General features: G+C 67.1%; 17 protein-coding genes. 14 read left to right on the top strand and 3 right to left on the bottom strand.

Annotated elements, in window-relative coordinates; all coding sequences use genetic code 11:
• Window positions 1-97: 97 nt before the first annotated feature.
• Window positions 98-1,699, bottom strand: coding sequence for a glycoside hydrolase family 68 protein (locus tag AC1ROW_RS19260; RefSeq protein ID WP_493020844.1), 1,602 nt, complete (start codon window positions 1,697-1,699; stop codon window positions 98-100).
• Window positions 1,700-1,962: 263 nt separating this feature from the next.
• Between AC1ROW_RS19260 and AC1ROW_RS19255 the strand changes: the two genes are divergently transcribed.
• Window positions 1,963-3,576 (top strand): glycoside hydrolase family 32 protein, encoded by a 1,614-nt coding sequence (locus AC1ROW_RS19255; RefSeq protein WP_493020842.1) that lies wholly within the window; start codon window positions 1,963-1,965, stop codon window positions 3,574-3,576.
• Window positions 3,577-3,588: 12 nt separating this feature from the next.
• Here the strand turns inward: AC1ROW_RS19255 and AC1ROW_RS19250 are convergent, their stop codons facing one another.
• Window positions 3,589-4,557: a glycoside hydrolase family 68 protein gene (locus tag AC1ROW_RS19250; protein WP_493020840.1), complete on the bottom strand. Its 969-nt coding sequence runs from the start codon at window positions 4,555-4,557 to the stop codon at window positions 3,589-3,591.
• Between the two features lie 125 nt (window positions 4,558-4,682).
• Between AC1ROW_RS19250 and AC1ROW_RS19245 the strand changes: the two genes are divergently transcribed.
• From AC1ROW_RS19245 to AC1ROW_RS19185, 13 genes are all read left to right on the top strand, one after another.
• Window positions 4,683-6,128 (top strand): glycoside hydrolase, encoded by a 1,446-nt coding sequence (locus tag AC1ROW_RS19245; RefSeq protein WP_493020838.1) that lies wholly within the window; start codon window positions 4,683-4,685, stop codon window positions 6,126-6,128.
• Between the two features lie 44 nt (window positions 6,129-6,172).
• Window positions 6,173-7,507 carry an ABC transporter substrate-binding protein gene (locus tag AC1ROW_RS19240; protein WP_493020836.1) on the top strand — a complete coding sequence of 445 codons (1,335 nt, stop codon included), beginning with the start codon at window positions 6,173-6,175 and terminating at the stop codon, window positions 7,505-7,507.
• Between the two features lie 62 nt (window positions 7,508-7,569).
• Complete coding sequence (locus tag AC1ROW_RS19235) at window positions 7,570-8,451, top strand: carbohydrate ABC transporter permease (protein ID WP_493020834.1); 882 nt, start codon at window positions 7,570-7,572, stop codon at window positions 8,449-8,451.
• Window positions 8,448-9,353: a carbohydrate ABC transporter permease gene (locus AC1ROW_RS19230; RefSeq protein WP_493020832.1), complete on the top strand. Its 906-nt coding sequence runs from the start codon at window positions 8,448-8,450 to the stop codon at window positions 9,351-9,353. Before AC1ROW_RS19235 ends, AC1ROW_RS19230 begins: the two co-directional genes overlap by 4 nt.
• A gap of 32 nt (window positions 9,354-9,385) precedes the next feature.
• The gene (locus AC1ROW_RS19225) at window positions 9,386-10,426 is read left to right on the top strand and encodes a LacI family DNA-binding transcriptional regulator (protein ID WP_493020831.1); all 1,041 of its coding nucleotides are present in this window, start codon (window positions 9,386-9,388) and stop codon (window positions 10,424-10,426) included.
• Window positions 10,427-10,532: 106 nt separating this feature from the next.
• Window positions 10,533-13,025: a glycoside hydrolase family 32 protein gene (locus AC1ROW_RS19220; protein WP_493020829.1), complete on the top strand. Its 2,493-nt coding sequence runs from the start codon at window positions 10,533-10,535 to the stop codon at window positions 13,023-13,025.
• 244 nt (window positions 13,026-13,269) lie between these two features.
• The gene (locus tag AC1ROW_RS19215) at window positions 13,270-13,485 is read left to right on the top strand and encodes a hypothetical protein (protein ID WP_493020827.1); all 216 of its coding nucleotides are present in this window, start codon (window positions 13,270-13,272) and stop codon (window positions 13,483-13,485) included.
• A gap of 140 nt (window positions 13,486-13,625) precedes the next feature.
• Window positions 13,626-14,402 (top strand): AfsR/SARP family transcriptional regulator, encoded by a 777-nt coding sequence (locus AC1ROW_RS19210; RefSeq protein WP_493020852.1) that lies wholly within the window; start codon window positions 13,626-13,628, stop codon window positions 14,400-14,402.
• A 91-nt stretch (window positions 14,403-14,493) separates the two neighbouring features.
• Entirely contained in the window at window positions 14,494-15,240 is a 747-nt protein-coding gene (locus tag AC1ROW_RS19205) for a hypothetical protein (RefSeq protein WP_493020825.1), read from the top strand.
• Between the two features lie 117 nt (window positions 15,241-15,357).
• On the top strand, window positions 15,358-15,561 hold the full coding sequence (locus tag AC1ROW_RS19200) for a hypothetical protein (RefSeq protein ID WP_493020823.1): 204 nt from the start codon (window positions 15,358-15,360) through the stop codon (window positions 15,559-15,561).
• Between the two features lie 61 nt (window positions 15,562-15,622).
• Entirely contained in the window at window positions 15,623-15,829 is a 207-nt protein-coding gene (locus tag AC1ROW_RS19195; RefSeq protein WP_493020821.1) for a hypothetical protein, read from the top strand.
• Between the two features lie 94 nt (window positions 15,830-15,923).
• The gene (locus AC1ROW_RS19190) at window positions 15,924-18,275 is read left to right on the top strand and encodes a hypothetical protein (RefSeq protein WP_493020819.1); all 2,352 of its coding nucleotides are present in this window, start codon (window positions 15,924-15,926) and stop codon (window positions 18,273-18,275) included.
• 93 nt (window positions 18,276-18,368) lie between these two features.
• Window positions 18,369-19,754 (top strand): Nramp family divalent metal transporter, encoded by a 1,386-nt coding sequence (locus AC1ROW_RS19185; protein ID WP_493020817.1) that lies wholly within the window; start codon window positions 18,369-18,371, stop codon window positions 19,752-19,754.
• Here the strand turns inward: AC1ROW_RS19185 and AC1ROW_RS19180 are convergent.
• On the bottom strand, window positions 19,735-20,793 hold the full coding sequence (locus AC1ROW_RS19180) for a LacI family DNA-binding transcriptional regulator (protein ID WP_493020815.1): 1,059 nt from the start codon (window positions 20,791-20,793) through the stop codon (window positions 19,735-19,737). The genes AC1ROW_RS19185 and AC1ROW_RS19180 overlap by 20 nt on opposite strands.
• Between the last annotated feature and the right edge of the window lie 87 nt (window positions 20,794-20,880).

The raw sequence follows: 20,880 nt of genomic DNA, 5'->3' as shown, positions 1-20,880 counted from the left end.
CCCCCCCCCCCCCCCCCCCCCCCCCCCCCCCCCCCCCCCCCCCCCCCCCCCCCCCCCCCCCCCCCCCCCCCCCCCACGGTGGGATGGTGCGTCCCGGTTACTTCTGCTGGTCGTCCTGCGCGTTCTGGGCGGCGTCGAGCCCGTTGGAGCGGTACGCCTGGTTGGCGGGAATGTCGCCGTAGCCGCCGAGGCCGCCGTTGCCGTAGCTGCGATCGACCGCGGTGCTCGCGCCGCTGATGTTCAGCTTCACGGTCGGGGCGAGGGAGCCGCCACGACGTGGGCCGACGGCGTCGATGAAGGACTCGACGAGTCCTCCGGGCATGACGTAGTGCGAGTACGACTGGTACGCGTTCGGGTTCTCGTCGGCGCGGATCGCGAACGGCGAACCGTGCGGAGTGTTCAGATCCGTCGGGTTGCCGAGGGCGAGACCGCTGCCGTTGACCGGCTGGAAGTCGCTGCGGATGCCGTTGCCGACGAACCCGTAGACCCCGTCGGGGCCGTCGACGCCGGCCGCGTACGTGCTGCGGTGGCTGATGGTGAACAGGTAGTACTTGCCGTCCTTGATGTAGATCTGCGGGCGCTCGGTCTGGTCGTTCACACAGTTCGCCGAGAGGATCGGCGGCAGGAAGTGCCACTTCGTCAGGTCGGCATTGTCCGCGACCGCCAGGCCGACGTTCGCCTGCTGGTAGGTGGCGCCGGAGTTCTGGACCTGGTCGAGGCTCTCCGCATTCGGGTCGCCGGGGGCATAGCCGAGGTCCCCCTGGGTGCAGGTGTGGGCGCCGCGCTGGACGGCGGTGTTGCCTTCGAAGACCATGTAGGTCTTACCGGGGTGCTGCGGGTCCTGGAAGGTGAACGGGTCGCGGAAGTTGTAGAAGTTGTTCTGCGCTCCGTTCTGGTAATTCTTTCCGTCCGGTCGAAGCAGCTGGAACTGCTTGTCGAGCCCGGTGAACCAGACCCGGTCCTTGTTGGCGTGGATCTTCCCGACGGACTGCATGATCCGTGCGTCGGCGGGCGTGATGTCTTTGCCGCTGGCGTCGTGGTTGAACGCGAGATCCGTGTAGAAGGCCCGAATCGTCGAGCCGGGGAAGATACGCGTGGAACCCGACCATTCGGCAGTGCTGGTGTGCGTAGTGCCGGCGAACACCGAAGCGGTGGCGCCGTCGGGGAACACGTTCCCGCCGTAGATCCAGCCGCCGTTCGCCGGACGCTGCGAGGCGGGGATGCCCGCCTTGCGGTAGAAGAAGCCCTGCTTCGCGTGGGTGTGCCGGTCATCGAAGCTGTACCCGGCGTGGCGGTCGGCGGTCAGGGCGAAGATGACCTCCCAGCCCTTGTAGCTGATCTGGTTGGCGTGCTCATCCGTCAGCGTCCACGTGTCCCAGACCCAGACGCTCGGGTTGGTGTCGGGGAAGTCACCCGGGATGGTCGGCATGGTCTGAGCGGGCGGGAGGGAGTTCGCGCCGGCCGGGACGGAGGGGTTGGACTGCGCGGCGATCTGCCGGGCATCGGCACGTGTCCATTTCGAAGTGAAGTTCGCGGTGGGGTCGTAGGCCTGCTGGCTGTGCGGGGTGGGCTGAGGGAAGGAGTTCGCCGCCGATGCGGGCTGCGCGGCAAGCGCGACACCGCCGAGTGCGGCCGCGGCCACGAGGGCCGAGGTCAGCCGCAGTCGCCGGGGGCGACGCGTGGTCGGTTCTGTGTTCATGGTTCAGTCCTTCGATAGGAGGTGATCGCGAGGGAGCGGGAATGCCCCCACGACGGGTGACAAGCTAGGGAACGATTGACAACGATGTCAAATGCAATTCATAGAACTTGACGGGATGTTCACATTCCGGGTGACAACGGTGTCAGGTCTTTGGGGGACCCTGGGCGGTTTCGTTGGATTCGGCCGCCGCAGCCGTGTATAGTCCCAGTTCGAATCGGCCGCCGACGTCCTTCCCGTGCCAGAGAAACCGAGAAGGAGCACACGTGCACGATCATGAGCCGAACCTTCCCGAGAAGCGATACCGGGCGCCACTGCGGGTGATCGCCCTCGTCGCGCTGGCGGTGCTGCTCCTCGCGGGCGGGCTCGCCGTGCTCCATGGCCTGCTCAGCCCCACGCCCGGCGTGCGGAAACCGCCTGCCTCGCCGTCATCGGCAGCGCAGCCCTATCGCCCCGACTTCCACATCACCCCTGCCGCCCACTGGATGAACGACCCGCAGCGGCCGTTCTACCTCGACGGGCTCTGGCACTTCTACTACCTCTACAACAAGGACTATCCGAGCGGGAACGGGACCGAATGGCGACACCTCACCAGCCCGGATCTCGTCCACTGGTCCGACCGCGGGACCGCGATCCAGAAGTACACCAACGGTCTCGGCGACATCGAGACGGGAAGCGCGGTCGTCGACCGTGACGGCGTGGCGGGCCACGGCCGGGGCGCCGTGATCGCGATCGTCACGCAGCAGGGGGACGGAGTCCAGCGGCAGTCCCTGTTCTACTCGACGGACGGCGGCTATCACTTCGCCTCAGACGCGGCTAATCCGATCATGCAGAACCCCGGCGTCACCGACTGGCGCGACCCCAAGATCGTGTGGGACAGCGCAGCCGACCGGTGGGTCCTCGTCCTCGCCGAGGGCGGCAAGCTCGGCTTCTACACCTCGACGGACCTGCGCTCCTGGACGTATCGGTCCGGTGTCGAGACGAACGGGATCGGCACCGTCGAATGCCCGGACCTCTTCCAACTCGACCTCGACGGCGACCCGCACCGACCGGTCTGGGTGCTCGCCGCGAGCGCGAACCGGTCGGCGACCGGCGGCACCACCGGCCTCGCCTACTGGACCGGCCGGTTCGACGGGTCGACCTTCACACCCGACCGGGCCGACCCGCAGTGGCTCGATGACGGACCGGACTTCTACGCCGGCGTCACCTGGGCCGACCCGACCACGAACGCGCATCGCTACGCGATGGCATGGATGAACAACTGGGCGTACGCGGCCGACCTTCCGACGACCGCCTGGCACGGCGGCCAGGACACCATCCCGAGAGAGCTCCGGCTGACCAGCGGGAGCGGACACCCTCGGCTGACCAGCCGACCGGCCTCCACCGCGGCGGAAGCGACAGGACGCACCGCCTCCGTCGGAGTCGACACGGGCTCCCCGACGTCGAAGCTCGCAGCGCCGGCCGCGGCGTTCGTCGCAGACCTCCAGGTGAATCAGGGCGACCGTGCCGCTCGCGGCCACGTGAGCCTCCGGCTCACCGGCGACGACGGCGCCCACACGGACCTCACCTACGATTCGCCGGGGCATCGCCTCACGCTGGATCGCGGTCACGACAGCTTCGCGCGCACCACGCACGCGAAACGCGAGTACCGGGAGGCCTCGTCGGCGACCCTGACGCCGGACGACGGTCAGGTGCGGCTGAGAATCGTCGTCGACCGCGCTTCCGTCGAAGTCTTCAGCGCCGACGGAAGGTCGCTGTCCGCGCTGACGTTCCTTCGCGGGGGAGTGCGGTCGGTCGAAGTGACGAGCACGCTCGACCACCGTGCCGAGCTCCAGGTGGCCGCAGTGCAGCCGGCCGTCGTGCGTGCCGGGGCGGAGTAGGCGCTGGGATCGTCACGGCAGCACCGCCTGCTGTTCGGCCACGATCAACCGGCGGTCCGTCCACCGGACCGGCATCGGGTCGGTGATCGAGCCGACGAACGGTGTGTCGTCGCCGGTGAGCTCGAACGCGAGCATCACCCAGCGGCCGTCCCTGTGCCGGACGAGGCGGCCGCTGTAGAGCCGGTCGTCGGTGAGCGGGTAGGCCGCGTCGATGTCGAACGGGCCGATGAGGCTTTCGGCCGGGGCGGCCCAGATTCCCCCGGTGTGGCCCCGTCGCGCGACGCTGGCGTGTTCGGCGAGGCAGGAGAACAGGAGCACTGGGCGCCCCTCGACGACTTCGGTCTGCATCACCTCGAGCTGCCCGTAACCGTTCGGGCTGGGAGCGGTCAGCGGCTCGTGCAGTCGCCAGTGGTCGAGGTCGGGGGAGGTGGCATGACCGACGACACCACGCGTGTACGGGTCGGCGTCGGTCCGCGCTCGGGCGGTGATGAGCATGTGCCAGCCGTCGCCCGCTGGGTCCGCGAATACCCACGGATCGCGGAAGGCCTCATCGTGCCACTGCTCGGAGAGCGTCCCGTACCACTGCCCGTCGGCGGTCAGCAGGGGGTTCGTGGTCGCTTTCGTCCAGGTGTGCAGGTCGGATGAGGTGGCGGCGCCGATGCTCTGGATGTTCTTGTGCCCGTCGGGGGCGAGGGTGGAGCCGGTGTAGAAGAGCCGCCAGAGCCCGTCCGCGCCGCGAACCGTCGAGCCGGTCCACGTGGCAAGGTCATCGAACGCCGGCGCGTCCGAGTGCACGAGCGCGTCTTCGATTCGCGTCCAGTTGGTGAGGTCGTCGGACACGGCGTGTCCGATCGACGCCCGGTAGTGGCGGGCTTCCGGGTCTTTGAGGGCGCGCGACGCGTAAAGGAAGAACAGGTGGTATTCGTCGCCGTCGTCTGCGAACCAGAAGTCCCAGACCCACGAATCCGGCAAAAAGAACATGGTGACCCTTTCGTGACAACATCGTCGTGCTTAAACGCTTGACCAGCAGTGTAGCGTGAGTTATCGTGAGCTGGTCAAACGCTTTAGCGGATTCATCGCCGAATTCAGAAAGGTCATCGACGCCGATGCCACGCCCCGTCTTCTTCCGCCCTTCCGATGGTTGGGTGGGGGACATCATCCCGTTCGAGAGGGATGGCGAGTTCTTCCTCTTCTACTTGCACGAACTGCGGGAGACGCCCAAGCCGGGCACTCCGTGGAACCTCGTCGTCACGACCGACTTCGTCGGCTTCGAGGATCGAGGCGTCTCCCTGCCGGCGGGCAGCGCGGACGAGGAGGACTTCAACGCGTACACGGGGAGCGTCGTCGATGGGCCGGACGGGCTCGTCCACCTCTTCTACACCGCGCAGAACCCGCAGCGTCTCGGCGCCGACGGCCTCCCGCTCCAGCTGGTCGCCCACGCCACGAGCGCCGACGGCATGACCACCTGGGTGAAGCATCCCGCGCTGACGTTCGGCGCGCCCGACGGCTACGAGACCGCCGACTGGCGGGACCCGTTCGTGTTCCGGGACGAGGAGAAGGGCGTCTGGCGGATGCTGGTCGCCGCCCGTCACCGGGAGGGCGCCGAGCGACGCCGCGGCGTGATCGCCGAACTGCGCTCCTCCGACCTGAACGTGTGGGCACCGGTCGCCCCCTTCTGGGACCCGCGACGCTACATCACCCACGAGTGCCCGGACGTGTTCCAGTGGGGCGACTGGTGGTACCTGGTGTACTCCGAGTTCTCCGAGTCGTTCACCACGCGGTACCGCATGGCGCGCACACCTGACGGCCCCTGGATCGTCCCCGACCACGACAGCGTCGACGGCCGCGCTTACTACGCGGCGAAGACCGCCGAGCGCGACGGGCGCCGGTTCTTCTTCGGCTGGATCGCCACCAAAGAAGGACAGACGGACGACGGGGCGTGGCAGTGGGCCGGCACGACGTCCGTGCTGGAGGCGACGCAGCGGCCGGACGGATCGCTCGCCTTCGGGCTGCCGAACGAGCTCGTGGAGAGCTTCGACGAGGAGCTCCCGCTGCGCTTCTCCGAGCCTCTTCCGATCGGCTTCAGCGCCCCCGACGGCTACGTCGACACGATCTCGGTGGATGAGCTCCCCGACACGTTCTACGCGCGGGCGGAGATCGACATCGAGCCTGGCACGTCCGAGACCGGCCTCCTGCTGCGGGCGACCGACGACGGCGACCGCTCCTACGTGCTTCGGCTCGAGCCGCGTCGCGGTCGTGTCGTGTTCGACCGGTGGCCTCGCGAGAAGACCGGGGACGCCCAGTGGCACGTCTCCGGCGACGTGCCGTTCGAGATCGAGCTGGAGCGGCCCTGCACCCTGTCGCCGGGCCGTCACACCATCGAGATCGTCGCGGACGACGACATCCTCGTCGCCGTGATCGACAGCTCCGTGTCACTGAGCACCCGCATCTACGGGCACCCGGACGGGCGGCTCGGATTCTTCGCCGGAGAGGGCGGCGCGACCCTCCAGGCGCTCCACGTGTACCAGCGCGCCGAAACCCCTGCACCATAACCCGAACCGCATCGCGGATTCCAGTCAAAGAAGATGGAGACACCATGAAGAAACTGCTCGGGACGGTCGCTGCCGCTGCGGCGCTCGCCCTCGCACTGGCCGGCTGCAGCTCCGGAGGCGGCGGCAACGCCGACAACGTCAACCCCAGCGGTGCGATCAAGCCCCGGCAGATCTCCTGGCTGCTGTCGCGTCCCGCCGACGGCGGCGTCATCACCACGATGAAGCAGATCGCCGCCGACTACGCCAAGACGCACCCGGGGTTCTCGCTGAACCTGATCACGACGCCGGACCGGCCGTCCTACATCCAGAAGTACGAGACCCTCGCCGCGGCCAACAAGCTGCCGGAGCTGTTCGACACGGACGCGACGCCGTTCGCGGCCAAGCTGGCCAAGCAGGGCAAGATGATCGACGCCGCGAAGCTGCTGAAGAGCATCGGACTGTACAACGACTACCGGCCGGCGGCGCTGAACTACCAGCGCTTCGACGACGGTTCGCTGTACACGATCCCGTTCGAGTTCCAGCAGGAGTTCTTCTGGTACAACAAGGCCCTGTTGGCGAAGGCGGGTGTGTCCGTGCCGAAGTCGCTGGATGACATCCCGGCCATGTGCACCGCCTTGCGCAAGGCCGGCATCACCCCGCTCGCCCTGGACGGCCAGGACCAGTGGCCGCTGGAGCGCTACATGGCCTATCACCCGTTCCGGACCGCCGGCCCGGAGTACATCACGAAGCTGAAGAAGGGCGACGCCAAGCTCAGCGACTCCGCCGGCACGGCGGCGGCCGACTGGCTCGACAAGCTCGGTCAGGCGAAGTGCTTCGAGGACGGCTTCTCGTCCACCGGATACTCCGACGCGCAGGCGCTGTTCACGTCCGGCAAGGCCGCGATGTACAACATCGGCACCTGGGAGCTCGCCAGCCTGGCCACCGACAAGCTCGACCCGTCGGTGCGCTCGGATGTCGACTACTTCACCCTGCCGACCACTTCCGGCTCGGTGACCGCGGCGAACGAGTACGTCTCCCCGTCCGGCATCGGAATGGCCGTCAACGCCAAGACCTTCGACCCGCTGGTGCGCGACTTCCTCAAGTACGCGCTCACCCAGTACCCGAAGCTCTATGCGGCGACGGGCGCCCTCTCGCCGACGACGAACGTCCAGACCACCATCCCGGACAACGCGACGCCGCTGTACAAGAAGGCCGTCGACCAGGCGAACAACCTCGGCGACAAGATCGCGATGCCGTGGGACACTCAGCTGGACCCGACCTCCAACACCCGCCTGCAGCAGGAGCTGACCCTGCTCGTCCAGGGCAACATCAAGCCGGAGGAGTTCATCAGCACGATGGACCAGACCATCGCGCAGAACGGCCCGAAGGCCTTCAAGTAACCCAGTCCCGTGAGGGCGGCGTCCCCCAGCGCTGCCCTCACGGACCCCCTGAAAGGCATCCCATGCTTCCCAGCCGTTCCCGGCTCTCGGTGCTGGTCTTCCTGATCCCGCCGCTGGCGCTGTACTGCATCGCCGTGCTGTTCCCGATCCTGCAGTCGCTGTTCCTCAGCTTCTTCGAGTGGGACGGCATCAGCGACCTCCAGTTCGTCGGCCTCGCCAACTACATTCACATGTTCACCGGCGACACCGTTTTCTGGCGCGCGTTCTTCAATGCGCTCGGCTACCTTTTCATCTGCCTCGTCCTCCAGCTCGGCGGCGGCCTCGTCGTCGCGAGCCTGCTGACCTCCCTGCGCCGGGGTCGCGAGGTCGTGAAGACCATGTACCTGCTGCCGGCCGTGATCAGCACCGTGGCGATCGCCTTCCTGTTCGCCCGCATCTACTCGGCCGACCCGGTGGGCCTGCTCAACCAGATCCTGCAATGGGTGGGGCTCGGCGACGTCGCCCGCCCGTGGCTGTCCGACGTCCACACCGTGCTCGCCGCGGTGTCGATCCCCGAGGGGTGGCGGTTCACCGGCCTCTATGTCCTGATCATCTACGCCGCGCTCATCGCCGTTCCCGCAGAGTTGGAGGAGGCCGCCCGCCTGGACGGCGCGAACGCCTGGCGCATCTTCACCACGATCCGGTTCCCGTACATCCGTCCGGTGTGGATCACCACGGTCATCATGGCGACCACCTACGCGTTGCGCGGCTTCGATATCCCGTACCTGCTCACCAACGGCGGACCGGGGCAGTCGTCCGAGCTGCTGACCACCTACATGTACAAGACCGCCTTCACCAGCACGAACTACGGCTACGCCAGCAGCATCTCCGTCTTCATCGTCGTCGAATGCCTCGTCGCCGTCGGTCTGATCTACGTGCTCCTCCGTCGAAAGGCCGACGCATGACCACCCAGCTCACCCGCCCCGCACCGACCCGACCGACTCCGGCCGCGCCAGGCCGCCCCGTTCGCAGGCGCCGACGGCCGAACGTCTACCGGTCGCTGAACACGCTGCTGGTCGTCGTCATCGTGATCGTCCAGGTCTACCCGCTGCTGTGGCTGTTCCTCACCAGCGTGCGGACCGAGCACGACTTCACCACCGGCAACCCGTTCGCCCTGCCGACCTCGTTCACCCTGGACAACTACGCCAGAGCCTTCGCCACCGGCAACCTGGGTCTGAACATCGCGAACAGCTTCATCGTCACGATGGGCGCCAACATCCTGATCGTGTTCCTCGGGATGATGGCGGCGTACGCAATCCAGGTCCTCGGCTTCCGGTTCAGCAGGCTGGTGCGCGGCCTGTTCCTGATCGGGATCATCGTGCCGGTGCAGATCGCTCTCGTGCCGCTGTTCATCGACTACTCCTCGGTGAACCTCCTCGACACCTATCAGTCGATGATCATCCCGCTCGCCGGCTTCGCTCTGCCGATGTCCGTCTACCTGTTCTCGTCGTTCTTCGAGTACATCCCGCGCGAGACGTACGAGGCGGCATCCCTCGACGGCGCCGGCCCGTACCGCATCTTCGGGCAGATCACGTTCCCACTCTCGGTGAACACGATCGTCACCGTCGTCCTGGTCAACAGCATCTTCATCTGGAACGACTTCATCTTCGCCAACACATTCGTGCTGTCCGACGGCCTCAAGACCATCCCGCTCGGGCTGCAGAACTACATCGGCGCGATGGGGAAAGTCGACTGGACGGCGACCTTCGCCGCCGTCTGCGTCACCATCACCCCGCTGCTGCTGGTGTTCCTCGTCCTCAACAAGGCCATGCGCTACGGACTCGAGAGCGGGGCGACCAAAGGCTGACGCACGGTCGGTAAGCTGAAATCGGAGGGGCAATGACGTCCGAGACAAACCATCAATCGACGCACCCGGTGACCATGCGCCAAGTCGCGGAAGCGGCAGGAGTGTCGATCGCGACGGTGTCGTTGGTGATCAACGAGAAGAAGAACGCCCGCATCGGCGACGACGCCCGCAAGCGGGTGCGCGACGCCATCCGCGACCTCGGCTACCGACCGAACGCGCTGGCCAAGACGCTGGTCAGCGGGCATTCGAAGTTCATCGGGCTCGTCGCCGACGCCATCGCGACCACGCCGTTCGCCGGTCAGATCATCCACGGCGCCCAGGACGAGGCGTGGAAGCACGGCTATGTCCTCCTGGTCGCGAACACCGACGGTAACGAGGACGCGGAGCGCGAGGCCATCGGGATGATGCTCGAGCACAAGGTCCGCGGAATCCTCTACTCCACCTGGTACCACCGCGCCGCCGAGGTGCCCGCCGCCTTGCGGGAGACCGACTTCGTCCTCGTCGACTGCTACTCCGCGACCAATGACGCCACCGCGGTCGTGCCGGATGAGGTTCAGGGCGGCCTCACCGCCACGCAGCTGCTGGTCGACAGCGGCCACCGCCGGATCGCGATGATCAACACCACGACACCGTCTCCCGCGCACGAGGGCCGCCTGCTCGGCTATCGCCAGGCGCTGTCCGAGGCAGGGATCCCGTTCGACCCCGAGCTCGTCTTCGACGCGCTTCCCGAGCAGGAAGGCGGCTACGACGCGGTGGAAGATCTGCTGGCGAGCGGAGCGACCGCCGTGTTCTGCCACAACGATCGTGTCGCGATGGGCCTCTACGACGGCCTCCGCCGACGAGGACTCTCGATCCCGGAGGACATGGCTGTCGTCGGGTTCGACAATCAGGAAGTGATCGCCGCCCACCTGCGACCGCCCCTGACGACGGTGGCGCTGCCGCACTACGAACTCGGCGCTCGAGGCGTCCGCCTGCTGCTCGGACTCGACGACCACCGGCCGAACGAGCTGGTCACGGTCGCCTGCCCGCCGATCGTCCGGTCATCGATCTCGACGCCGGTCCGCGCGGGGTAGCTGCATTTCGCGGCCCCAGTTTCGCGCTCAAACGCTTGACCACTCGCCCACGGTCCCACTAAAATCTGGTTAAACGTTTTACCTGTTCAGCGAAGAACGGATACCCATGCGAGTCAACGAAGACCTTCCCCGGGCACGACGACGCCGGGTCATCGGTGCGCTCTCCGCGATCGCGGTCGCTGCGGCACTGGCTGTCGCCCCCGCCGCCGCATCCGATGCTTTGAACCCTCCCGGCCAATCGCTCCGTGCGCAGTATCACCTCACGCCGCCGGATCACTGGCTCAGCGATCCGCAGCGCCCCGTCTGGGCGAACGGGAAGTACAACCTCTACTACCTCTACAGCAATCCCAACAACAGCCCGGGCGGCTGGCGGCATGCGACGACGACCGACAACGTCGTCTTTCAGGACCAGGGGGTCGCCATCCCGCTCGGCGGCGGTGGCAGCTTCCCGGTCTGGACCGGATCGAGCGTGGTCGACACCGGCAACACCGCCGGCTTCGGCGCGGGCGCAGTCGTCGTGCTGGCCACCCAGCCTCCTGGCGGGGACAGGTACCAGCAGTCGCAGTACCTCTGGTACTCGACGGACGGCGGGAACACCTTCACCGCCTACGGTGCCCCGGTGATCGCGAACCCGGACGGGAACGACTGGTTCCGTGATCCGAAGATCGTCTGGGATTCGGCCCACAACGACTGGGTGGCCGTCATCGGCCGGCAGCAGCAACTGTGGTTCTACACCTCACCCGACCTGAAAAACTGGACGTACACGTCTCAGTTCGCCTACACCTCGCCGAACATCGGCGGCTTCGAATGTCCGGACATCTACCAGATCACCGCGGACGACGGCACGACCCACTGGGTCCTCGCCGGCAGCATGCAGGGCGACTATTCGGGGCAGCCGGACACCTACGCCTACTGGACCGGAACGTGGGACGGCACCAGCTTCACCACGGACGCACGAGACCCGCAGTGGCTGGACTACGGCTCGGATTGGTACGCGGCGGTGTCCTGGCCGGATCACGACCACCCCGACACGAGCAGGTACGCGCTCGGCTGGATGAACAACTGGAACTACGCCCCGAACTCCGTCCCGACCGACGCCAGCGATGGCTACAACGGGCAGATGTCGATCGTGAGAAAGCTCAGCCTCACCAAGCAGGGCACGAGCTACAGCCTCCTCTCCCAGCCGGTGCCCGCTCTCGACGACGTCGTCACGCGGACCGTGCATCCGGCGGACGTGACAGTCAACGGCGCGACGGACCTCGGGTATCACGGTTCGGCGTACGAGCTCGACGCCGACGTCTCCTGGCAGCAGCTGAACAACGTGGGAATCTCCGTGGGCCGATCGGCGGACAAGACCAGGCACACCAACATCGGTGTGTACCAGGGCAATATCTACGTCGATCGATCCGGCTCGAGTCAGTCCGCGTACAACTTCGGCGCGGCGTTCCAGCACACCCAAGCGCCGATCGATCCGGCGGCGAAGACCGTGCACCTGCGGATCTTCGTCGACCGTTCCAGCGTCGAGGTGTTCGTGGACAACGGCGAACGAGTGCTCTCGAACAACGTCTTCTTCCTTCCGAGCGACACCGGGATATCCCTGTACACGGACGGCGGATCGGCCACGTTCTCGAACCTGGCGATCAAGGAGTTCGCCACTGTGTCCACCGCCGCAGCGCCCGCCACCCCGTTCGCCACCTTCGAGAGCACCGGCTACGGCGACTGGACTACGACCGGGACGGCATTCGGGAGCGGCCCGGCGGCAGGCACCCTCCCCGACCAGCAGCCGGTGACCGGATTCATCGGCAACCGGCTCGTCAACAGTTACGCAGGTGGCGACGCCTCCACGGGCACCCTCACGTCACCCAGCTTCACCATCGACAAGCCATTCCTCAACTTCCTCTCCGGAGGCGGTGATCACCCGGCACCCTCCACCGTCTTCGCCGACTTCGAAGGCAGCACGTTCGGCACAGGATGGACGACGACCGGTGACTTCGCCGGACAGGGACCTTCTGCCGACAACCTCCCCGGCCAGATCGGCTCGAAGGTGCTCGACACCTACGTCGGCGGCGGAGACGGGGCCATGGGCACCATCACGTCGCCCACCTTCACCATCACCCGGAGCTACATCGATCTCCTCGTGGCCGGCGGCAACCATCCGTGGGGATCGCCCGGAGCCACCGCTGTGAACCTCATCGTCGACGGCGCGGTGCACAACACGGCAACCGGCGCGAACAGCTCCACCATGACGCCGGTCAGCTGGGATGTGCACAACCTCATCGGCCATACAGCGCAGATTCAGGTCACGGACCAGACGACGACCGGCTGGGGACACCTGATGGTCGACCAGATCCTGTTCAGCGACGTTCCTGGAGCCGCCGCGGGGGAGGCGGACGATCAGACGACGATCAACCTGCTCGTCGGCGGAAACGTCGTTCGAACCACGACGGGCCAGAACAGCGAGCACCTCTCCTGGTCCAGCTGGAACGTGACGGACCTGACCGGTCAGAGCGCACAGCTTCAGATCATCGACCACAACACGGCGAGCTGGGGCCACATCAACGCCGACCAATTCTCCCTGTCCGGCACTCCAGCGGGATGAAGGCGCGGGCGGGCGTCGGCACCACGCCAGGTCACGGTACCGCTGTCCTGCCTTCTCTCCACGGGTTGAAATGCGAAGTGGCAGCGTGCAGCTCCTCTGTCCTTTCCGGCCAAAAGCCGGTGTCCTCCGAATTGGGGGACGCTGTGGAAGAGTCGAGTTGAGAGGCTAGGACTGTCCCGACAGGCTGGGTGCGATTCACCGAGTAGCGCGGATCGTGAAAAGGAACGGTAGGCATCCGGTTGCTATGGCGATAGACGACGACACACCGCCCGGCGTGATCGGTGAGGCGACTTTGGTCGTCAGGGCGTGGATGGAGCCCGTGCCCGAGCACGCGTTGCGAGTCCGGATGACGTTCTCAGAGGACCTTTCGACGGAGCCGACCACGGTCGTCACCGCCGACTCGGAGCAGGCTGTTCGTGCCTTCCGGGACTGGCTCGCCCGGCTAGCCGAACCGCGCTAGCCACCCAGCCGGCGAAGCTTTCATACTGCCGCGGCGCGCCGCGAGTCGTACTACTGAGCAGTTGTCATGTTCACTTCCTTGTGCTTTCCTGTTAGTCGGGTGAAAAACACGGAAGCTTGTGAACACACGGAAGCTCGGTGATGGTATCGAACACGGCGTGGAAGCTGAGGTTGCTCGGGTTCTGGCAGCTTGAGCTCGACGGCCAGATTGCGAACGTGGGGCGGCGTCAGCAGCGCGTGATCGCGGCGCTCGCCTTGCGTGGCCCCGCGTCACGCCGTGTCCTTGCAGACCTGCTCTGGCCCGAGAGTTCCGAGGAGCAGGCCGCCGATAGTGTGCGGGTGAGCGTGTTCCGCATCTCTCATGATCTGCCGGGGCTGCTCGCTGACCGCCGCGATCCGCTCGCGCTGAACACCGACACTGAGGTCGACGTCGACGGGGTGAATCGGCTGATCGACGAGATCGAGCGACCAGGGGCCGCGCCGGCCTGGGACGCCGCGGAGGTTTTGCGTACCGCGGAGTTGCTGCCGGGGTGGTACGACGATTGGGTTCTCTACGAACGGGAGCGCTTGCAGCAACGACGGCTGGCGGCGTTGGAGACTCTGGCCACCCGTCTTCTGGCCCAGGGGAGTCTGTTCCATGCCCTGGATGCGGCTCGGCTGGCGATCAGCATCGAGCCGTTGCGTGAGAGGGCACAGCTGATCCTCGTTCGTGCGCTGGTGGCGGCAGAAGACAACGCCTCCGCGCTGGTGGCCTACCGCGATTTCAGCGACCGGCTCGCGGACGAACTGGGCGTGGCGCCCTCGCCGCGGTTCGCCGAGATCCTGCACGCCGGGGCAGGCACGGCGACGGCAAGTCGGACGGTCACCCGAAATCCTGCCCGGCTGCATTCGTCGCCGGGAAGTCGTCCTCGCAAGTGAAGGGGTGAACCGCATGCCGGAGCGGCTCCAACCGGCACCCGTGCTGATCGATTCAGGCGGGTCGATGAGGTAAGACGAAACGAGGTTCCTGATGTACAGATTCGTGGTCGGTGCCGTCAGCGTGGTTGCAATGGTGGTGGGAGTCATCCTGGCCGATCCGCCGCCCGGCAGTCCCACGCCGGATGGTCCCAGCCACCACGTCGGTGAACAGGAACGAGGATCGTCGGGTCTGGATACCGCGTCCTCCGCCATTCCGACGTCGGCAGTCCCCACCGTGACCGATAGCGCCCAGTGGACCGTCCGGACGCAAAGCGCCGGCGCGAAAGCGGTCGCCTCCTCGACGGCGACCAGCAATTGCGATGGGTGCGCCGGCCGGTCGACGGTGTTCCAGGTGGTCTACTTCGATGGGGCCGGGGCGGCTTCGGCCGATAACACTGCGGCCGCGTGGTCGAACAGCTGCTCGGGGTGCGCGTCATCGGCGGTGTCCGTCCAGCTCGTTGTCGCCCGGCGGGCACAACCCTTGACCGTGAACAATCGGGCGGTGGCCCTGAATGCCAATTGCGCGCAGTGCACCACGGCCTCGGCGGCGATCCAATTCGTGATCGCCGGCGGGTTGCGCCGTGACCTCTCGGCGCAGGCGAAGGCGCTGATCGCCCAGATCCAGAGCCAGTTGTCGGACCGGCTGGCCCCGGCTGCCAAGCCGGGCCGGGCTCAAGTGCGGGGGCAGGATGCGAAGGGACTGGTCGGGGACACGGCGAGCCGTCTGGCCGCCATCATCCTCTCTGATACCGGGGCGACTCTGACGCAGCGCTCGATCGACGTTCAGGTGGGTCAATAGGAAAGCTCAGACAGACGGTAATGCGCGCGTAACGGCTCGGTAATGACGGGTTCGCTTTACTTCCCGTAGTCGATTCCCGAGGAATCGTCACGAGAACCCGGGGAGGGGGTGAAAGTAATGCGTAATCTCACCATCACTGAGCTCGAGGCCCAGTCCGTCGAGATGCTTCCGGCGAAGGAGACACTGTTCTTCAACTTCGGCAGCAACTGGGCGGCGGTCTACGCTTCGAACTCGTCGCTCGCGGTCAACGCCGCCACAATCCTGTCGCAGGCGAACAGCGCCGCCCTGCAGAGCGTCAGCGTCACGCAGTCCAACCACTGAAGTCCAGCCGTGCCCGGCGCCCGACCTGGGCGCCGGGCGTACAGAAAAGGGGGCATGACACATGCCAGGAGCATCTGTACTCCGATTCGACGTTCTCGACGCGCAGACGGCAGAACTCCTGCCCGAGCGCGAAACCATGTTTCTCGACTTCAACATCACTGTCGCACCGGTCGTCGGCGTCAACGTCGCGCTCGCGCTGAACGCGGCAACGATCGGCTCGGTCGCGAACGGCGGAGCATGGCAGCACTTGGTGTCGGTCACGCACTAGTCTCGCCACGCTCAGCGCTACCCGGCGGACATGTCCACCAGCCTGTGACATGCCCGCCGTCGGCGTGAGTCGAGCTCCGCGTTCGGAGGGGATCATGACGTCATCGGTCACCCAGGACGGGCCCACGATCTGGCGTCGCGCGGCGGGGGTCACTCTGCTCGGGTCCACCTCGGGCTCCGGGCTGCTCCAGTCGACGTGTCTGGTCGCGCGACCCGACGGGCAGGTCGTGCAGCTCTCGGACCTGCTCAATCTGGTGCTGGAGGCGGCCGGAGACGGTCAGCCGGCCGACCGTATCGCACAGCACGTCAGTGACGCCTATGGGCAAAGGCTCACCGTCGACGGCTTGCGTCACGTGATCGAGACGAAGCTCGCCCCGCTGGGCCTGATCGAGGACGCGGCGGCGGCGCCCACGACGGCGAAACTCCCCACGGCCGACCCGCTGCTGGCTCTCCGGCTACGCGGGACGATCGTCCCCGCCCGAGTCGTACGTCGGCTTGCGCGCTGGCTGGCGCCTCTCTACCTGACTCCGATCGTGGTGCTGGCCCTCGCCGGTTTCGTCGCGCTGGACGTCGCGCTGCTGATCAACGCGGATGCCGCCTCCGCGCTGCAACAGACGCTCGTCACCCCCGTCCTCCTCCTCGGCCTGTATGCGATGTTGGTGGCGGGGGGACTGATTCACGAACTGGGCCACGCGACCGCGTGCCGGTTCGGGGGAGCGCAACCGGGCGTGATCGGCTTCGGCCTGTACCTGGTGTTCCCTGCCTTCTTCACCAACGTGACCGACTCCTACCGGCTCGGCCGCGCCGGGAGGCTGCGCACCGATCTCGGTGGGCTGTATTTCAACGTGTGGTGCGTCCTGGCCGCGGGGATCGGGTATCTGTTCACCGGTCAAGGCATTCTGCTGCTGCTCGTCATCGCGATGCAATTGCAGATGCTGGCCCAGTTGCCGCCGACCATCCGGCTGGATGGATACTTCGTGCTGGCCGACCTGGCCGGAGTACCCGACCTCTTCTCCCGCGTACGCCCGGTCATGCGCAGCCTGCTTCCCGGGCGGCCGGTCGATCCCAAGGTGGCCGAGCTGCGGCCTGCGGCCCGCCGGATCGTCACCGCCTGGGTGGTCATCGTGATCCCGCTCCTGATCGTCTCCTTCGGGTGGCTGCTGTGGAGTCTCCCGGTCATCGTCACCCAAACCGCGCTGGCCATCACCGAGCATGCCCGCTCCGCGGTGTCGGCCTTCCAGACCGGGCAACCGGCCGCGCTCGTGCTCTCGTGCCTCTCGATCCTCTTGCTTCTGCTGCCTCTGGCCGGGCTGGTCGTCGTCGCGGAGCGACTGGCTGTGGCCGGAACACGGTTCGTGATCCACACCAGCAGGCTCCGCCGCAACCGAACCCCGGAGCCGTCACAGAAAGCCGTACCCCTCATGACCACGACACACCCGGCAACACCCCTCGCGAGCGACGACGACGAGGAGCCCCCGCCGCCACGACTCGACGCGCATCCTGACCGCACGCCGACCCTGGACGACTTCTTGGCCACCCGGCCGGTCGCCGCGGGCCTGCCGGCGCAGCGCGGGTGGCAATTCGCGATTCGTCGCGTCAGCGGCGGCGTCATCTCCCCGCCTCCAGGACGGCGGGAGAGGCTGCATCGTGACGCCGTAGCGTCGGTCCGAGCCAGCCTGGACGGTCCGCAGACCATCGCTGTCATCAACCCCAAGGGCGGCGCTCACAAGACGACGGCGACGTTGTTGATCGCAGCCACATTCGGCATCTACCGCGGCGGATACACGCTGGCCTGGGACAACAATGAAACCCGCGGAACAATGGGCTGGCGGGCTCACAGCACCGGACACGCCCGCACGGCACTGGACCTGCTCACCGATCTGGACCGCTTCGACGAACCCCTGCTCGGGCGAATCGGGGATCTCGACCGCTACGTGCGCTCCCAGGGCTCGGCGCAGTTCGACGTGCTGGCCTCCGACGAAACCGCGGCAGGCGCGGCGACGATCGGCGCCGCCGAGTTCGCACGCCTCCACCATGCGCTCAGCCGGTTCTACCGGATCATCGTGGTCGACACCGGCAACAACATGCGCGCACCGAACTGGGAAGCAGCTGTCGCCGCGGCCGACCAACTCGTCATCATCTCCACCGTCCGGGAAGACACCGCGGCCAGCGCCGTCTGGATGGCCGACGGTCTTCGGGACAAAGGCCACGGAGCCAAGGTCCGAAACGCCGTCACCCTGCTCGCTGCCCCGTCCGGACGAGAGGATCGACTGTTGCACGACAGAGCGCGCACACATTTCGAACAGTCGACACGTATCGTCCTCGATGTCCCCCACGATCCCGCCCTGGTGTCGGGAGGCACGCTGGACATCGACGCCCTTCAGCCTCGTACCCGCGAGGCCTGGCTTTTCGCGACAGCCGCAATCGCCGATGGCCTGAGTCACTGATCCCGCAGCGGGCCGTCCTTCGAATCCTCACAGTGATAAGCGCACTGACGATTCGTGCGCGTACTTTGTGTGGCACATCACGGAAGGACGCCGATGGACAACGGCCCGTTCATGCAGGAGCAGCCACCCCAGGAGGTGCCCCCCGAGCTCGACGCGGGGACCTCCGACCAGCCGGGCCGGGAGCACATACGACGTGGTCCTCTGGCCCGGTTCTTCGGTGTTCTCGGACCGGGCCTGGTGACGGGGGCCGCCGATGACGACCCCTCCGGGATCGCGACGTACTCCCAGGCCGGCGCCTCTTACGGCTACAGCATGCTGTGGACGGTGCCGCTCACGCTTCCGCTGATGATGGCGGTGCAGGAGATCTGCGACCGGATGGCCCTCGCCTCGGGCGACAGCCTCGGCCGACTGATCCGCCGGCACTTCACCCGCAGTTTCCGGGTCGCGATCGGGGTCCTGATCGTGTTCCTCATCGTCGCGAACGTCCTCAACATCGCGGCCGACCTGAATGCGATCGGCGAGGGCATGAACCTGCTGCACCTCGGGCCCGCGGTCGTGTGGAGCGCGATCGCGGGCGTCGTGATCGCCGTGGCCGTGACCGGCGGATCCTTCGCGCTGATCGGGCGGATCTTCAAATGGCTGTGCATGGTGCTGCTGGTCTACGTCGCCGTGCTGTTCGTGTCGAACGTGGACTGGGCCGAGGTCGGCCGGGGACTCGTGGGCGTGGGAATGAAACCGACGCCTGCCGCCCTCGGACTGGTGGTCGGCGTGCTCGGCACGACGATCAGTCCCTACATGTTCTTCTGGCAGTCCGCGCAACGCGTCGAGGAGCTGCGCGCCGAGAAGCGCGGCGGGGAGCACGCTCCCGCGCTCGAGGATCGCCCCCGCCCGGAAGCGCGACGCCGGCTCCGAAACGGGCGGCTGGATGTGTTCACCGGGATGGCGTTCAGTGTGCTCATCATGTTCGCGATCATCGCCTCGTCGGCGGCCACGCTGGGCGCGCACCATCGGGCGATCACCAGTGCCGCGGAAGCCGCGAAGGCACTGCAGCCGATCGCCGGGAGCTACGCGGGGATGCTCTTCGCGCTGGGCTTCATCGGCTCCGGAGTGCTCGCCATCCCGGTGCTCGCGGCGTCCGGGGCGGCCGGGATGGCGGGCCTGCTGAACAAGGACTGGGGACTCGACCGCAGTCCTCGTCGCGCGCCGGTGTTCTACATCCTCCTGGCGCTCGGAATCGTCGTGGGAACGGTCCTCGCCGTCGCCGACAAGAATCCCGTCGACCTGCTTGTCCTCTCGGCGATCGTGAACGGGATCGCCGCCGGCCCGTTCCTGATCGTGCTGATGCTGATCTCCCGCAGCCGCAGCATCATGGGGGAGCATGTCAACGGCCGGCTGGCGAACTCGATGGGGTGGATCGCCACGGTGCTGATGTGCGTCGCCGGGGCTTACGGCACCTGGTTCACAGTCGCGGGGGGTTAGCTAGAGGCACACCCTCGGGCGCCTCGACCACGCGAACCGACTCTCTCTCGACGACGGGCATCGGGATGAGGTGCCGCACCGGCGTGCGGTCCCCTGCGAGCGCCAGCTCCATCGCCGTGCGTCCCATCTGCTCGTACGGGATGCGGGCGGTCGAGAGCGCCGGGCGCAGGATCGAGGCGAGGACGTCGTCGTCGAAGGAGACGATGGAGACATCGTCGGGGATGCGGACACCGGCCTCCTGGAACGCCTGGTAGACGCCGAACGCGACGTTGTCGTTCAGGCAGATCAGGCCGGTGAAGTCCACGCCGCTGTCCAGGAGCTCGCGAGCGAGCCGGTAGCCGGTCTGCGGCTCCCAGTGCCGGGCGTGCAGGTCCGCCGCCAGAGTGAGGCCGTGTTCGGCGAGCACCGCGTCGATGCCGGCGAAACGGTCGAGGATGGTGACCGACTCCTCGACCGGGAGGATCTCGGGAGAGATGCGGCCGATGAGCGCGATGCGGCGGTGGCCGGCGTCCACGAGCAGCTGCGTCATGGCGGCTCCGGCGGCCCGCTCGTCGGGGAGGACGACCGGGTAGTCCGTGGTGGTGGTGGCGTTGAGCATCACGACCGGCACGTCGGCGGGGAGCGCGGGGAGGGCGACCTGGCGGGCGGCCATCGAGCCGAACACCAGCCCGGCCGCCCGGCTGTCCACCATGGCGTCGAGCACCCCGCCGAGGCGTTCGGGATGGTGCCCCGTCTCGGCGATCAGGACGGTGTGCTCGTGGTCCTCGGCGACATCGAGAAGGCCACGGATCATCGCGGACGCGTAACGGGTGAGCGTGACGTCGTCGGAGACGAAGCCGACGATCGGCGCCTTGCCGAACCGTAGGGTGCGGGCAGCGGGGTTGGGCCGGTAGTTGAGCTCTTCGGCGATCCGCCGCACGCGCTCGGCCGTCTCAGGGGAGAGGCGGGTGCCCGGCCGGTCGTTGAGGATGAGGCTGACGGCCGCCTTGGACAGGCCCGCCTTCGCCGCGACGTCAGCGATCGTCACCCTGTCGGACATCCGGCGTCTCCTCTGCTCTGCGGATCATTCAAGCAGGAGATTTCTCCCGCTGCGCTTGCGCAGACTCCATCCTATTGCTATTTTCGA

This window comes from Leifsonia sp. GW821-FHT13C09, from assembly GCF_058806435.1.
The sequence above is the reverse complement of the archived record's forward strand: the minus strand, read 5'-3'. Positions and strand labels throughout refer to the sequence as shown.

Bases quoted from the DNA above. Each gene is read 5' to 3' on its own strand.
- AC1ROW_RS19220 (WP_493020829.1), top strand. From the start codon at position 10,533: ATGCGAGTCAACGAAGACCTTCCCCGGGCACGACGACGCCGGGTCATC.
- AC1ROW_RS19250 (WP_493020840.1), bottom strand. From the start codon at position 4,557: ATGTTCTTTTTGCCGGATTCGTGGGTCTGGGACTTCTGGTTCGCAGAC.
- AC1ROW_RS19245 (WP_493020838.1), top strand. From the start codon at position 4,683: ATGCCACGCCCCGTCTTCTTCCGCCCTTCCGATGGTTGGGTGGGGGAC.
- AC1ROW_RS19200 (WP_493020823.1), top strand. From the start codon at position 15,358: ATGCGTAATCTCACCATCACTGAGCTCGAGGCCCAGTCCGTCGAGATG.
- AC1ROW_RS19230 (WP_493020832.1), top strand. From the start codon at position 8,448: ATGACCACCCAGCTCACCCGCCCCGCACCGACCCGACCGACTCCGGCC.
- AC1ROW_RS19190 (WP_493020819.1), top strand. From the start codon at position 15,924: ATGACGTCATCGGTCACCCAGGACGGGCCCACGATCTGGCGTCGCGCG.
- AC1ROW_RS19260 (WP_493020844.1), bottom strand. From the start codon at position 1,699: ATGAACACAGAACCGACCACGCGTCGCCCCCGGCGACTGCGGCTGACC.
- AC1ROW_RS19210 (WP_493020852.1), top strand. From the start codon at position 13,626: ATGGTATCGAACACGGCGTGGAAGCTGAGGTTGCTCGGGTTCTGGCAG.
- AC1ROW_RS19240 (WP_493020836.1), top strand. From the start codon at position 6,173: ATGAAGAAACTGCTCGGGACGGTCGCTGCCGCTGCGGCGCTCGCCCTC.
- AC1ROW_RS19195 (WP_493020821.1), top strand. From the start codon at position 15,623: ATGCCAGGAGCATCTGTACTCCGATTCGACGTTCTCGACGCGCAGACG.
- AC1ROW_RS19235 (WP_493020834.1), top strand. From the start codon at position 7,570: ATGCTTCCCAGCCGTTCCCGGCTCTCGGTGCTGGTCTTCCTGATCCCG.
- AC1ROW_RS19215 (WP_493020827.1), top strand. From the start codon at position 13,270: ATGGCGATAGACGACGACACACCGCCCGGCGTGATCGGTGAGGCGACT.
- AC1ROW_RS19180 (WP_493020815.1), bottom strand. From the start codon at position 20,793: ATGTCCGACAGGGTGACGATCGCTGACGTCGCGGCGAAGGCGGGCCTG.
- AC1ROW_RS19205 (WP_493020825.1), top strand. From the start codon at position 14,494: ATGTACAGATTCGTGGTCGGTGCCGTCAGCGTGGTTGCAATGGTGGTG.
- AC1ROW_RS19225 (WP_493020831.1), top strand. From the start codon at position 9,386: ATGACGTCCGAGACAAACCATCAATCGACGCACCCGGTGACCATGCGC.
- AC1ROW_RS19185 (WP_493020817.1), top strand. From the start codon at position 18,369: ATGGACAACGGCCCGTTCATGCAGGAGCAGCCACCCCAGGAGGTGCCC.